Origin of the sequence: Terrirubrum flagellatum (assembly GCF_022059845.1) — a bacterium.
GTDB classification, from domain to species: domain Bacteria; phylum Pseudomonadota; class Alphaproteobacteria; order Rhizobiales; family Beijerinckiaceae; genus Terrirubrum; species Terrirubrum flagellatum.
Genome location: NZ_CP091851.1, coordinates 2,798,748 through 2,811,508, shown reverse-complemented (window position 1 = coordinate 2,811,508; position 12,761 = coordinate 2,798,748). Strand labels below are relative to the sequence as shown.

General features: G+C 64.8%; 12 protein-coding genes. 5 read left to right on the top strand and 7 right to left on the bottom strand.

The window, feature by feature from the left end; translation table 11 throughout:
- Window positions 1-25 precede the first annotated feature (25 nt).
- Complete coding sequence (locus L8F45_RS13680; RefSeq protein WP_342358439.1) at window positions 26-604, bottom strand: L,D-transpeptidase; 579 nt, start codon at window positions 602-604, stop codon at window positions 26-28.
- A 260-nt stretch (window positions 605-864) separates the two neighbouring features.
- On the opposite strand from L8F45_RS13680, the gene rpiA reads away from it, so the two are divergent.
- The gene (gene rpiA / locus L8F45_RS13675) at window positions 865-1,569 is read left to right on the top strand and encodes a ribose-5-phosphate isomerase RpiA (protein WP_342358438.1); all 705 of its coding nucleotides are present in this window, start codon (window positions 865-867) and stop codon (window positions 1,567-1,569) included.
- Window positions 1,570-1,692: 123 nt separating this feature from the next.
- Complete coding sequence (locus L8F45_RS13670) at window positions 1,693-2,229, top strand: DUF2059 domain-containing protein (protein WP_342358437.1); 537 nt, start codon at window positions 1,693-1,695, stop codon at window positions 2,227-2,229.
- A 150-nt stretch (window positions 2,230-2,379) separates the two neighbouring features.
- Here L8F45_RS13670 and L8F45_RS13665 read toward each other — a convergent pair whose 3' ends face one another.
- From L8F45_RS13665 to L8F45_RS13655, 3 genes are all read right to left on the bottom strand, one after another.
- Window positions 2,380-3,879, bottom strand: coding sequence for a tripartite tricarboxylate transporter permease (locus L8F45_RS13665; RefSeq protein WP_342358436.1), 1,500 nt, complete (start codon window positions 3,877-3,879; stop codon window positions 2,380-2,382).
- Between the two features lie 10 nt (window positions 3,880-3,889).
- Window positions 3,890-4,369 (bottom strand): tripartite tricarboxylate transporter TctB family protein, encoded by a 480-nt coding sequence (locus L8F45_RS13660; RefSeq protein WP_342358435.1) that lies wholly within the window; start codon window positions 4,367-4,369, stop codon window positions 3,890-3,892.
- A gap of 289 nt (window positions 4,370-4,658) precedes the next feature.
- Window positions 4,659-5,624, bottom strand: coding sequence for a Bug family tripartite tricarboxylate transporter substrate binding protein (locus L8F45_RS13655; protein WP_425329920.1), 966 nt, complete (start codon window positions 5,622-5,624; stop codon window positions 4,659-4,661).
- Window positions 5,625-5,785: 161 nt separating this feature from the next.
- Here L8F45_RS13655 and gor point away from each other — a divergent pair, with 161 nt between their 5' ends.
- Window positions 5,786-7,150 (top strand): glutathione-disulfide reductase, encoded by a 1,365-nt coding sequence (gor, locus tag L8F45_RS13650; protein ID WP_342358434.1) that lies wholly within the window; start codon window positions 5,786-5,788, stop codon window positions 7,148-7,150.
- Between the two features lie 9 nt (window positions 7,151-7,159).
- On the opposite strand, the gene L8F45_RS13645 is transcribed toward gor, so the two are convergent.
- The gene (locus tag L8F45_RS13645; RefSeq protein ID WP_342358433.1) at window positions 7,160-8,341 is read right to left on the bottom strand and encodes an MFS transporter; all 1,182 of its coding nucleotides are present in this window, start codon (window positions 8,339-8,341) and stop codon (window positions 7,160-7,162) included.
- A gap of 91 nt (window positions 8,342-8,432) precedes the next feature.
- Window positions 8,433-9,425, bottom strand: coding sequence for a Bug family tripartite tricarboxylate transporter substrate binding protein (locus L8F45_RS13640; RefSeq protein WP_342358432.1), 993 nt, complete (start codon window positions 9,423-9,425; stop codon window positions 8,433-8,435).
- A gap of 235 nt (window positions 9,426-9,660) precedes the next feature.
- On the opposite strand from L8F45_RS13640, the gene L8F45_RS13635 reads away from it, so the two are divergent.
- Window positions 9,661-11,046 (top strand): class II 3-deoxy-7-phosphoheptulonate synthase, encoded by a 1,386-nt coding sequence (locus L8F45_RS13635; RefSeq protein ID WP_342358431.1) that lies wholly within the window; start codon window positions 9,661-9,663, stop codon window positions 11,044-11,046.
- 91 nt (window positions 11,047-11,137) lie between these two features.
- Here the strand turns inward: L8F45_RS13635 and L8F45_RS13630 are convergent, their stop codons facing one another.
- Window positions 11,138-12,151 (bottom strand): zinc-binding alcohol dehydrogenase family protein, encoded by a 1,014-nt coding sequence (locus tag L8F45_RS13630; RefSeq protein WP_342358430.1) that lies wholly within the window; start codon window positions 12,149-12,151, stop codon window positions 11,138-11,140.
- A 229-nt stretch (window positions 12,152-12,380) separates the two neighbouring features.
- On the opposite strand from L8F45_RS13630, the gene L8F45_RS13625 reads away from it, so the two are divergent.
- Entirely contained in the window at window positions 12,381-12,734 is a 354-nt protein-coding gene (locus L8F45_RS13625) for a winged helix-turn-helix transcriptional regulator (protein ID WP_342358429.1), read from the top strand.
- The last annotated feature ends 27 nt before the right edge of the window (window positions 12,735-12,761 follow it).

Below are 12,761 nucleotides of genomic sequence, written 5' to 3'. Positions count from 1 at the left end.
GGCCCTTTGAAACTTGCCGCTTCGATCAGCGGACGACGGTGACCATCGTGCCGACCTTGGCCCGCTCATAGAGGTCGATGACGTCCTCGTTGGTCATGCGGATGCAGCCCGACGACACGGCCTGGCCGATCGTCTCCGGCTCGTTCGAGCCATGGATGCGGAATAGGGTCGAACCGAGATACATGGCGCGAGCGCCGAGCGGGTTGTCCTCGCCGCCCTTCATATGGCGCGGCAGGTCGGGACGGCGCTTCAGCATCTGCGGCGGCGGGGTCCACTCCGGCCACTCCGCCTTGCGGCTGATGCGGTTCGTGCCGGCCCACTCGAAGCCGGGGCGGCCGACGCCGATGCCGTAGCGAACGGCCTTGCCGTTGCCGAGGATATAATACAGACGCCGTTCGCTGGTGTTGATCAGGATCGAACCGGGCGCGCCGCGGCCGGTGTAGCTGATCTCCTCGCGCGGAATCGGCGTGACGGCTGCGCGCGCCTCGGCGCTGACGGTCAGCGGCTTGCCGGTGAGGATATCAAGCTCATAGGCCGACGCTGATGTCGCGGCGAAGCCCGCCAACGCCATCACGCCTGCGAGAACGAACGACGTCAAACGCATGTGGGCACTCATCTCCAGGTTGGACGGCCCATGCGCGCTGCACGCAGGGTAAGCCGCTGATTCCGCGCGACGATGCTCGACAATCGTAAAGGCTTCAATGCGCCGCGCCGCATTTCAGCCAACACAAAACCGTGTTCGCGCCAAGAGTTGCGCGGCGGCAACATCTCTCGGCGTGCTCTGGCGCACTTTCCGGCATTGCTCTGGGCGTCGGCGGTCGATAGGGGCCGGACGCCCCTGCATTTGCACGCAAAGGTCCCGAGATGTCGACGCCTGATTCGCTGAAGCGCGACGCCGCCGAGCGCGCCGCGGAGCTTGTCCGAGACGGGATGAAGCTCGGGCTCGGCACCGGCTCGACCGCCCGGCATTTCGTCGATTTCGTCGGCGAGCGGGTCAGGCGGGGCGCGCGCCTCATCTGCGTGCCGACGTCCGAGGAGACCCGGCGTCAGGCCGAGAGCCTCGCCATTCCCCTGACGACGCTCGATGAGACCCCGGAGCTCGATCTGACCATCGACGGGGCTGACGAAATCGACGGCGCGCTCAATCTGGTGAAGGGCGGCGGCGGGGCGCATCTGCGCGAAAAGATGGTCGCGGCGTCAAGCCGGCGGCTGATCGTCATCGCCGACGCCAGCAAGAAGGTCGCGATGCTGGGCGCCTTTCCGCTGCCGATCGAGGTCGTCCGGTTTGGCGTTGAATCGACGAGGCGCCGGATCACGGCTGCGGCGGCTTCAGTCGGCTGCCGGGGCGATCTGATCTTGCGTCGCCGGGCCGACGGGACGGATTTCATCACCGACGAGCAGCATCTCATCCTCGATGCGCATTTTGGGCGCATTCCCGACCCAGGGATGCTCGCCCTGGCGCTGACCCAGGTTCCCGGCGTCGTCGAGCATGGGCTGTTCATCGGCTTGTGCGCCGGCGTGATCGTGGCTGGCGCCGCCGGCGTTGAGGTTTTGGGATCGCTCGACTAGAGCAGGGCGCGAACCGGTTTCGCGGGAGCCATGCTCTCGGCTTTTGGGACCGATCACGCTTCCGTCGATTGACTGGCTCGATCAAGGCGGGGCGTGATCTTGGAGTGTTTGAGAGGATTGCACATGAAGATGACGATGCGCGCCGTGGGCCTCGCCGCCCTGCTGGCGACGGGTTTCGCCGCCGGCGTCAACGCGCAGCAGCCGGCCGCTCCGGCTCCCGCCGCTCCGGCCCAGCCGGCGATCTCGCCGTCGCATCTGGCCGCCGCCCGGGCGCTCGCGCTGCAGATGAAGTTCGACGATCCGATCAAGGCCGTGCTCGACGAGATGCAGCTTCAGGTGCTCGCGACCTTCACCCAGACGCGTCCCGAACTGGCGAACGACCTCAAGCAGGTGCTGGTTTCGATGAATCCCGACATCGCCGCCAAGCGCGAGGAGATCATCGATGTCGGCGCGCGCGCTTTCGCCAAGCGCTTCAGCGAGGCCGAAATCGCGGAGCTGATGAAATTCCTGCAGTCGCCGATCGGGATCAAATACACGCGCGAGCAGCCCGAGGCGATCAATGAATATTTCGGCCAGATCCAGCCCTGGATCGGCGCTCTCAATCAATTCGTGATCGAGAAGGTGCGCGCCGAGATGAAGAAGAAGGGCCACGATCTCTGATCGCAGCCGCGCACTGCGAATCAAGAAGCGCCGCGGAAGCGGCGCTTTTCTTTTGGGGTGGAACGAAGAAACCGATTCCGCGTCAACAGTTTGCTGGCGTCGCCTGATTCAGATCGCGAACGACCTGAATCAGTTTCTCAAACCGGCTCATCAATCCTCATTCGCTTTGAACTTGTTCAGCCCGCTCATGATGAAGGGCGCGAACAGCGCGATCGCCGCGATGGCGAGCAAGGTCGCAGAGATCGGATTCTCGATCAGGATCATGGGATCGCCGAGGCTGATCTGCAGCGCGCGCCGGAGCTGCTGCTCCGCCATCGGCCCGAGGATCAGGCCGACGACCATCGGCGCCACGGGGTAGTCATAGCGCCGCATGAGGAAGCCGATGAAGCCGAAGATGAAGAGCATGCTGAGCTCGACCACCGACGCCTTCGCCGCCATCGTGCCCATCGCTGCGAAGACGAGGATTCCCGCGTAGAGCCACGGCTGCGGGATCGCGAGCAGCCTGACCCAGAGTCCGACCAGCGGCAGATTGATGATCAGCAGCATGGTGTTGGCGATGAACAGGCTGGCGATCAGGCCCCAGACCAGATCGGGCTTCTCCGCGAACAGCAGCGGGCCGGGATTGAGGCCATATTGCTGGAAGCCCGCCAGCATGATCGCCGCGGTCGCCGAGGTCGGTAGGCCTAGCGTCAGCAGCGGAACGAGCGTGCCGGCGGCTGACGCGTTGTTGGCAGCCTCCGGTCCCGCGACGCCCTCGATCGCGCCCTTGCCCCATTCCTCCGGATATTTGCAGAGACGGCGCTCGGTCGAATAGCTCAGGAACGTCGGCACTTCCGCGCCGCCGGCCGGCAGCGCCCCGATCGGGAAGCCGAACAGCGTGCCGCGCAGCCACGGCCCCCAGGAGCGGCGCCAGTCCTCGCCCGTCATCCACAACGATCCCTTGATCGGCTGGATGACGTCCTCCTCCTTGTTGAGCTTGGAGACGACATAGAGCGCTTCGCCGACGGCGAAGAGGCCAACGGCGAGCGTGGTCACCTCGACGCCATCGAGCAGTTCCGGCAGGCCGAAGGCGAGACGGGACGCGCCGGTCAGCTTGTCGATGCCGACGAGGCCAAGCACCAGTCCGAGCGCGAGGCTCGTCAGGCCGCGCAAGGGAGAATCGCCGAAGGTCGCCGACACCGTCACGAAGGCGAGCACCATGAGCGCGAAATAGTCCCATGGTCCGAACTTCACCGCGACCTCGACCAGCCACGGCGCGAGGAACGCGAGCCCGATGGTCGCGATTGTGCCGGCGACAAAGGAGCCGATGGCGGACGTCGCGAGCGCAGGTCCGCCGCGGCCGGCCTTGGCCATCTTGTTGCCTTCGAGCGCCGTCGCGAGCGACGCGGATTCGCCCGGCGCGTTGATCAGGATGGCGGTGGTCGAGCCGCCATACATGCCGCCGTAATAGATGCCCGCGAACATGATCATTGATCCCGTGGGATCGAGCTTGAACGTCACCGGCAGGAGCAGCGCGACGGTCAGCGCCGGGCCGATGCCGGGCAGCACGCCGACGGCTGTGCCGAGAAACACGCCGATCAGCGCGAAGAGGATTTTCGAAGGCTCCAACGCGACGAGGAAGCCTTTGGCGAGGGCGGCGAAAACATCCATGGCGCGCGCCTCAGCCGATCAGCTTTTCAAGCGGGCCCTGGGGCAGGCCGAGCGTGAGCAGCTTGGTGAAGATCACATAGATCACCGTCCCCGTGATGAAGCCGATGGCGAGATCGACGACAATCTCCGTGCGGCCGAAGGCCCGCGCCGTCGAGGCGAACAGCACGGTCATGGCGATGATGAAGCCGATGTTGAGCGGGACGCTGGCGATCAGGAAAATGAGGCCGAAGAGAATCCAGCCGATCGCTTTGGGATCAATGGCTTCCGGCTCGAGATTGAATCCGCTTCGGAGCGCGACGACGAGATGGGCGAGGCCGAGCAGCGCGACGAAGCCCGCGACGACTTCCGGGATGACCTGCGGCCCCATCCCGTAATTGACGCTGCGCGTGATGTTCGTCGCGTCCCAATAGACGACGCCGGCAATGATCAGCAGCGCGACGCCGACGATCAGCGGCGCAGGATCAACCTTGCGGCCTGTGGTTGAATTCATGACAGCCCCTCGAAATTCTTGCCCCTAGAGCATGGCGCGAAAAAGTGGGAACCGGTTTTTCGCAAGAGCCATGCTCTAAACTCTTGTAATCGATCACGCCGCACTTTGATTGATTCAATCAAAGTGCGGCGTGATCTAAGATCAAAACGCCGCTCAAGATCGCGGCGCGTTTTGACGGAGTCGTCAAAACGCGCGAAACGCGATCGACAAAGAAGATGCGGAGCGTGTTGCATTTCGACAGAAACACAACATGCTCGTGGGCGGCGTTGATCAGGCCCCATAAGGGACCCTATTTCACCAGTCCGACAGCCTTCATCACGTCGGCGACGCGGGTCATCTCGCTCTTGAGGAACGCATCGAACGCAGGCCCCGAGAGATAGGCGTCATCCCAGCCGCGCTGCTTCAGCACTTCGGCCCAGGCCGGCGATTTCACCATCTTGTCGATCGCGTCGGCGAGCGCCTTCTTCTGGTCGGCGCTGATGCCGGGCGCGGCGACGACCGAACGCCAGTTGATCACTTCGAGATTGATCCCCTGCTCCTTCAGCGTCGGCGTCGGATTGTCGGCCAGACGATTGCCCGAACTGACAGCGATTGCGCGCAGCTTGCCGGCCTTGATCTGGCCCTCGAACTCGCTCCAGCCGGAAAGGCCCGCCGTGACGCGGCCGCCGAGCAGCGCCGCGAGCGCCTCGCCGCCGCCGGAGAATGGGACATAGTTGATCTTGCTCGCGTCAGCGCCGACCGCGCCCGCGAACAGCGCCGCCATGATGTGGTCGACGCCGCCGGCCGAACCGCCGGCCCAGGTCACCTTCGCCGGATCGGCCTTCACTGCGGCGGCGAGATCCTTCGCGTCCTTGATCGGCGAATTCGCCGGCACGACGATGACTTCGGCTTCCGCGGTCAGACGCGCGATCGGCGTCACCATGTCGAGCGTCACAGGCGACTTGTTCAGGATGATCGCGCCGACCATCACGAAGCCGTTGACCATGAGCTGCGAGCCGTCGCCCTTCGCCGCATTCACGAACTGGGCGAGCCCGACCATGCCGCCCGCGCCAGCGACGTTGGTGACCTGCACGCTCTTGGCGGCGCCGGCGGCGACCATCGCCTGTTGCATCGAGCGCGCGGTCGCATCCCAGCCGCCGCCGGGCGCGGCCGGCGCCATCAGCTTGATTTCCATTTGCGCTGACGCGGCGGTGGCGATCGACGCAAGGCCTGCGGCCGCGAGCGCGATCGTTGCGCGGCGGGAGCTGAAAAACATGGACGTATCCTCTAGGCTCAACTTTTTGTGACTGAGCGACCCTAGAGGCTCCCCCCATAGGGGGCAAGAAGCATGGCCGCCATGCCTTGCTCCGTGGTGTCTCTTCCTGAGCCGGGCGCAATCGCCTATCTCAGCGCGGCGGTCAGGCCGCAGGAGTTCCCATGAGCGATTTCGACGTCGACCTCTTCGTCATTGGCGCCGGCTCCGGCGGCGTTCGCGCCGCCCGCATCGCCGGCGGCCATGGCGCGCGCGTGATGATCGCCGAGGATGACCGCATCGGCGGCACCTGCGTCATCCGCGGCTGCGTCCCGAAGAAGCTGCTCGTCTACGCCAGCCGCTACGCCGATGATTTCGACGACGCGGCGCGCTTCGGCTGGAATGTCGGCGATACGAGCTTCGAATGGGAGCGCTTGCGCGACAATGTCGAGGCCGAGGTGACGCGGCTATCGGGCCTCTATCGCAAGGGGCTCAATGGCGCGAAGGCCGAGATCGTCGAGACGCGCGCGACTGTCGCCGGGCCGAACGCGGTGAAGCTCGCGACCGGCGAAACCGTCACCGCGAAATACATCCTCGTTGCGACCGGCGGTCATCCCACGATGGAGCCGCCGATTCCCGGCGGCGAACTGTCGATTGTCTCGAACGACGTTTTTCATCTGCCGCGGCTGCCGCAGAAGCTCATCGTGGTCGGCGGCGGCTACATCGCGCTCGAATTCGCCAGCGTGTTCGCGCGGCTCGGCTCCGCCGTGACCGTGGTGCATCGCAGAGACAATGTGCTGCGCGGTTTCGACGAGGATCTGCGCGTCAGGCTGCGCGATGGACTTGTTCATGCCGGCATCGATCTGAAGCTCGAGCGAACCATCGAGCGTATCGTGCAGTTGCCGGACGGACGACGCCGCGCGCATCTGTCCGACGGCGAGACGCTCGACGCCGACGCCATTCTCGTCGCGACGGGCCGCAAGCCGAACACGGCCGGCCTCGGACTCGAAGAAGCCGGCGTCGCGCTCGACAAGGTCGGCGCCGTGAAGGTGGACGCGTTCTCGCAATCGAGCATGCCGTCGATCTATGCAGTGGGCGATGTGACCAATCGCGTCAACCTCACGCCGGTCGCGATCCGCGAAGGCCACGCCGTCGCCGACACGCTGTTCAGCGGGCGCTCCTGGAGCGCCGATCACGAGACGATCCCGACCGCCGTGTTCACGACTCCTGAGATCGGCACGGTCGGAATGACGGAGGAGCAGGCGCGCGATCTCGGCCATCCCCTGAAGATTTTCGAGGCGTCGTACCGGCCGATGCGCGCCACGATTTCAGGCCGCGACGAGCGCATCTATCAGAAGCTCGTCGTCGACAGCTTCTCCGATCGCGTGCTCGGAGCGCATATGCTGGGCCACGACGCGGCCGAAATCATCCAGTCGCTCGCGATCGCAGTGAAGATGGGCGCGACGAAGCGCGATTTCGACGCGACGATGGCGCTGCATCCCTCCGCCGCGGAGGAATTCGTCACCATGCGCACGCCGACGCGGAGCTGACTCGTTCGTTTATTTGATCCTGATCGGCTGCGTCTCGACCGGCTGCTTCAGCGGCGCTTCTTCGCGCGCGCGGATGCGCAGCAGGACGAAGGCGACCATTCCGCCATAGACGACCGCGTTGACGATGAACAGCATGCGCGGGCCGAAGCCGCTCATCAGGAAAGCCGTGATCACCGGACCGGACAGCGCCCCGAGGCAGTAGAGAAACAGGTTTGAGCTCGCGACCTCGACAGCGTGCTGACGGCCGGCGCGATCATTCGCATGAGCCGAACACATCACGGACATGGTGGGGATTGCGACGCCATAGATGAATCCCGCGATCGTGCTCGTCGATTCCCGCGTCATGAAGGAAAGCGTGAGGCAACAGAGACAGGCGAGCGCGGCGAAGCCCGCCAGCACAAGGCGTCGATCCATCCGGTCGCCGATATAGCCGGCGGGCAATTGTCCCGCCGCGCAGCCGATGATCACGGCCGACATGAACAGCGCGACCTCGACGGGCGCATAGCCGATCTGCGCGGCCCAGAACGGCCCGAGCGCCCAGAAGCCGCCGCTCGAACAGCCGAGCAGGAACGAGCAGACGGCGCTGGTCGGCGCGACGCTCCACAGCCAGCCAACGCGAAGCCGCTTCGCTTCCGGCGGCGCCGGCGGATCGGCCTTGGTGAAGGCGAGCGGCAGAATCGACAGCGCCATCAGCATCCCGCCGATCGAGAACACGGCGAAATTCGATGGCGGAATGAATCCCAGCGCCTGCTGTCCGGCGGCCGAGCCGGCGAAATGCATGACGTTATAGACGCTGAGAATGCGCGCCCGCCAGTCATTGGGCGCGCGCGTGTTCAGCCAGCTTTCGATGGTGGTGTAGAGCGCGGCGATGCAGAAACCGTGCCCCATGCGCGCGAAGGTCCAGGCGATTGGCGAGACCACCATCGGCATCAGGAGAACCAGCGCGACGCCGACCGCCGTCAGCGCGGAGAAGGCGCGGATATGGCCCGCCGCGCGGAGCACATAGGCGGCGGAGAAGGAGCCCGCGAGCATGCCGGCGTAATAGGCGGCGCCGATGAGACCGATGGTCGAGCCTGAAAAGCCGAAGCTCGACGCCGCCAGCGGCGTCAGCGTCGACATCAGCCCGTGTCCGGCGATGAGAATGAACACGGACAGAAGCAGGGCCGATACCGGCGCGATGGCGGAGATCATCTCGGGTCCGATGCAGGCTCGGACCTATCTTTCGGTGATTTGATCCGGAATGGCCAGCGCTGTTGGCCGATCGTTCACAGCACGGTGCTGTTCACCCCGCGTCGATCTCAATGCCCGCCGCCTTGGCGATCGGAATCCACTTCGCCAGCTCGGCCTTCACATGATCGCGCAGTTGTTGCGGCGTGCTGCCGACGATCGTCGCGCTGACATCGGTGAGGCGCTGCTTCACCAGGGCGTCGGTGAGGGCCTTGTTCGCCTCCGCATTGAGCCGCGCGACGATCTCGGGCGGCGTTTTGGCCGGCGCGAACAACGCGTTCCAGGTGTAGGTCTCGTAGCCCGGCAGGCCCGCCTCCGCCATGGTCGGCATGTCGGGGAAGCTCGTCGCGCGCTCCTTGCCGAGCACCGCCAGTCCGCGCAGCGTTCCCTGCTGGATGAAGCCGGCCGATGACGGCAGATTGTCGAACATGATCGGAACGACGTTCGCGACGACGTCGTTCAGGGCGGGGCCGGCGCCGCGATAGGGCACATGCTGCATCTTCACGCCGGCCATGGTCTTGAAGAGTTCGCCCGAGAGATGCAGCGGCGTGCCGTTGCCCGACGAAGCGTAGGAATACTTGTCGGGATTGGCCTTGAGGATGTCGATGCATTCCTTGACCGTCCTGGCCGGGAATTGCGGATTGACCACCATGACGTTCGGCACGATGGCGAGCAGCGAGATCGGCTCGAAATCCGTGACCGGATCGTAGGGCATCTTCTTCATCACGGCCGTGTTCAGCGCGTGCGTGGAGATGGTCCCCATGAGCATCGTGTAGCCGTCGGGGGCGGCGTTCGCGACGGCGCGCGAGCCGGTGTTGCCGCCGGCGCCGGCGCGGTTGTCGACGATCACCTGCTGGCCGAGCTGCTGGCCCATCTGCTGGGCGACAAGCCTTGCGACGATGTCGGTTGAGCCGCCCGCTGCGAAGGGCACGACCAGGGTCAGCGGCCGGTTCGGAAAGGAGCCTTGCGCCCAGACGGCAGGGGCCGGAAAGGCGGCGGCGCCAAGACCTGCGACAATCGTGCGGCGGGTTGGGCGGACAATAGACATGTTTCCTCCAATCGTGATTGGATTCCTCATATCATCGTTCAACCGCTTGCGGACCAACTTCCGGGCCGCTGCTTTCGTCGGAGACGCCGCGCCGCAAGGACTTGCGCCGCCGCATCCTTTCCCTTGTCGAGCCGCGGGTTTATAGGCTGGCCGGTCGGCCCCTTGGTGGGCCTCCCAGCAAGGATGAGAAGGGGATGTCGCGGCCAAGAGCCGTCCCATCCCGGGAGCAGATGTCATGGTCGAGCGTTGGAGCCCAACAAGCTGGAGATCAAAACCGATCCAGCAGGTTCCCGTTTATCCCGACGCCGCCGTTCTGGCGGCCGCCGAGGGGCAGCTCGCAGGCTTTCCTCCGCTCGTTTTTGCAGGCGAGGCGCGCAAGCTCAAGCGGGCGTTGGGCAAGGTCGCGGCCGGCGAGTCGTTCCTCCTTCAGGGCGGCGACTGCGCCGAAAGCTTCGCCGAGCATTCCGCCGACAACATCCGCGACTTCTTCCGCGTCTTCCTGCAGATGGCCGTAGTGCTCACCTTCGCCGGCGGCTCGCCCGTGGTGAAGGTCGGCCGCATCGCCGGTCAGTTCGCCAAGCCGCGCTCGTCGGGAACCGAGGTGCAGGACGGCGTCGAGCTTCCGAGCTACCGCGGCGACATCATCAACGACAACGCGTTCACGCCGGAATCGCGCACGCCTGATCCCAGGCGCATGCTCGAGGCCTACCGCCAGTCGGCGGCGACGCTCAATCTGCTGCGCGCCTTCGCAACCGGCGGCTACGCCAATCTCGAGAACGTCCATCGCTGGACTTTGGGCTTCGTGAAGGACGCGCCCGGGAGCGGTCGATATCGTGAGCTCGCTGACCGGATTTCCGAGACCCTCGACTTCATGCGCGCCATCGGCATCGATCCCGAAACGCATCCGGAGATGCGCACCACCGACATGTTCACCAGCCATGAGGCGCTGCTTCTCGGCTATGAGCAGGCGATGACGCGCGTCGATTCAACCTCGGGCGACTGGTACGCGACCTCGGGCCACATGCTCTGGATCGGCGACCGCACGCGCCAGGCCGATCACGCGCATGTGGAATATTTCCGCGGCGTGAAGAATCCGATCGGCCTGAAATGCGGCCCGTCGCTGACGCCGGACGGTTTGCTCTCGCTGATCGACGTGCTCAATCCCGAGAACGAGGCCGGGCGTCTGACGCTGATCTGCCGCTTCGGCGCGGACAAGATTGGGGATCATCTGCCGGCGCTGATCCGCGCCGTGCAGCGTGAGGGCCGCACGGTCGTCTGGTCGTGCGACCCCATGCACGGCAACACGATCACGTCGGCGAACCGCTACAAGACGCGGCCCTACGACAAGGTGGTGAGCGAGCTGAAGAGCTTCTTTGCGATCCACGAGGCGGAGGGGACCTACGCCGGCGGCGTGCATCTCGAAATGACGGGCAAGGACGTCACCGAATGCACCGGCGGCGCCCGCGCCATCACCGAGATGGATCTGAGCGATCGCTACCACACCTTCTGCGATCCCAGGCTCAACGCGGAGCAGGCGCTAGAAGTGGCCTTCATGCTCGCCGATCTCGTCAAGCGCGAGCGGCAGGCGAAGCCGCGCGTGCATGTGGCGGCGGCGGAATAACGGCGTCACTCGGAAGAATGAAGACGGAATGGCCGGGCTTGTCCCGGCCATTTCGTTTCTGCAGGGCTCTCGGACGCTGCACGGGCATGGGTCAAAAGCCTTCCAGCACGATTTTACCGATCGATTGATTGCTTTCGATCGCAGCGTGCGCGCGCCTGAGATTGGCGGCGTTGATCGCGCCGAAATGCTCGCCGAGCGTCGTTGTGATGACGCCGTTATCGACGAGGCGAGACGCCTCGCCCAGCAATCTGTGTTGCGCCTCCATGTCGGCGGTTTGAAACATGGAGCGCGTGAACATGAACTCCCACGAAAAACTCACGCTTTTTGACATCAGCGGAAGCATGTCGAGACCGCCGACGCGATCAATGATGCAGATGCGCCCTTGCGGCGCGATGGCCTCGACGATCTCGGGCCAATGATGATCCGTGTGCGTCAGCGAGAAGATGCGATCGACCGCGTTGATCCCGATGCGTTTCAACTCTTGCGAGAGCGGCTTTGAATGATCGATGACGTGATGGGCGCCGCGCTCTTCGACCCACGCGCGCGTTTCCGGGCGCGAAGCTGTGCCGATCACGGTCTGGCCGGTGAGCCTGCGTGCGAGTTGCACGGCGATTGAACCGACCCCGCCGCCGGCGCCAATGATGAGGAGCGCGCCGCCTGCGCTGGCTTCGCCCGCCGGGATTTGCAGCCGATCGAACAAGGCTTCCCACGCGGTGATGGTGGTGAGCGGCAAGGCTGCCGCTTCCGCGAAACTCAGCGTCCGCGGTTTCGGGCCGACGATGCGTTCATCGACCGCGTGGAGTTCGCTGTTTGCGCCGGGCCTGACCACGCTGCCGGCGTAGAAGACCTCATCGCCCGGCTTGAACAACCGCGCCTCCGGTCCGACTGCTTCAACGACGCCGGCGACATCCCAGCCGAGGATGGCCGGCGCGTCAGGCGCGCCCGCCTGTCGCTTGCGGATATGGGTGTCGGCGGGGTTGACGGAAATTGCTTTCACGCGAACGAGCAGGTCGCGCGGTTGCAGCGTCGGGCTCGGCGCGTCGAAGTCGAACAGCGCGCGCGCGTCTGCCGCTGGCAGCGACTCGACATAACCAATGGCTTTCATGATCATCTCCACTAGATCACGCCGCACTTTGATTGAAACAATCAAAGTGCGGGAACGTGATCGATTCCAAAAACTTAGAGCATGGCTTTCGCGAAAAACCGGTTTCCACTTTTTCGCGCCATGCTCTAGGCGATAAGCGTTGCGGAGAGGTGAGCGGCCTTGAACGGCGTCGCAAGACGGCACAATTTCGAAGCGTAGGAACAATCTCGATACCAGGCGGGCCCGGGCGATGGCGAAGCGACACGACGTCTACAAGGAGAGCCAGGGCTGCCCGGTCGAGACCGCGCTCGAAGTCATCGGGGCCAAATGGAAAGGTGCGATCGTCTTCCATCTGCTTGACGGCGAGTTGCGTTTCATGGAGCTGCGCCGCCGGATGCCAAAGGTGACGCAACGGATTCTCTCCAAGGCGTTGCGCGAGCTTGAATGCGACGGGGTCATTTCGCGCGCGGTCTATCCGACCAACCCGCCGCAGGTCGGCTATCAATTTACCGAACATGGCGCGCGCTTGCGCGCCTCTATCCTGGCGCTGCACGATTGGGGGCGCGGGCATATGGGCGAGGCTCGGCTGCTCGCGGCGGAATAGCCGGTTGTTTGAATTCGTCGCGGAAAT

Excerpts from the sequence above, each read along its gene's own strand:
- L8F45_RS13635 (WP_342358431.1), top strand. The coding sequence starts at position 9,661 with ATGGTCGAGCGTTGGAGCCCAACAAGCTGGAGATCAAAACCGATCCAG.
- L8F45_RS13640 (WP_342358432.1), bottom strand. The coding sequence starts at position 9,425 with ATGTCTATTGTCCGCCCAACCCGCCGCACGATTGTCGCAGGTCTTGGC.
- L8F45_RS13630 (WP_342358430.1), bottom strand. The coding sequence starts at position 12,151 with ATGAAAGCCATTGGTTATGTCGAGTCGCTGCCAGCGGCAGACGCGCGC.
- L8F45_RS13660 (WP_342358435.1), bottom strand. The coding sequence starts at position 4,369 with ATGAATTCAACCACAGGCCGCAAGGTTGATCCTGCGCCGCTGATCGTC.
- L8F45_RS13680 (WP_342358439.1), bottom strand. The coding sequence starts at position 604 with ATGCGTTTGACGTCGTTCGTTCTCGCAGGCGTGATGGCGTTGGCGGGC.
- rpiA (WP_342358438.1), top strand. The coding sequence starts at position 865 with ATGTCGACGCCTGATTCGCTGAAGCGCGACGCCGCCGAGCGCGCCGCG.
- L8F45_RS13645 (WP_342358433.1), bottom strand. The coding sequence starts at position 8,341 with ATGATCTCCGCCATCGCGCCGGTATCGGCCCTGCTTCTGTCCGTGTTC.
- L8F45_RS13665 (WP_342358436.1), bottom strand. The coding sequence starts at position 3,879 with ATGGATGTTTTCGCCGCCCTCGCCAAAGGCTTCCTCGTCGCGTTGGAG.
- gor (WP_342358434.1), top strand. The coding sequence starts at position 5,786 with ATGAGCGATTTCGACGTCGACCTCTTCGTCATTGGCGCCGGCTCCGGC.
- L8F45_RS13670 (WP_342358437.1), top strand. The coding sequence starts at position 1,693 with ATGAAGATGACGATGCGCGCCGTGGGCCTCGCCGCCCTGCTGGCGACG.
- L8F45_RS13655 (WP_425329920.1), bottom strand. The coding sequence starts at position 5,624 with ATGTTTTTCAGCTCCCGCCGCGCAACGATCGCGCTCGCGGCCGCAGGC.
- L8F45_RS13625 (WP_342358429.1), top strand. The coding sequence starts at position 12,381 with ATGGCGAAGCGACACGACGTCTACAAGGAGAGCCAGGGCTGCCCGGTC.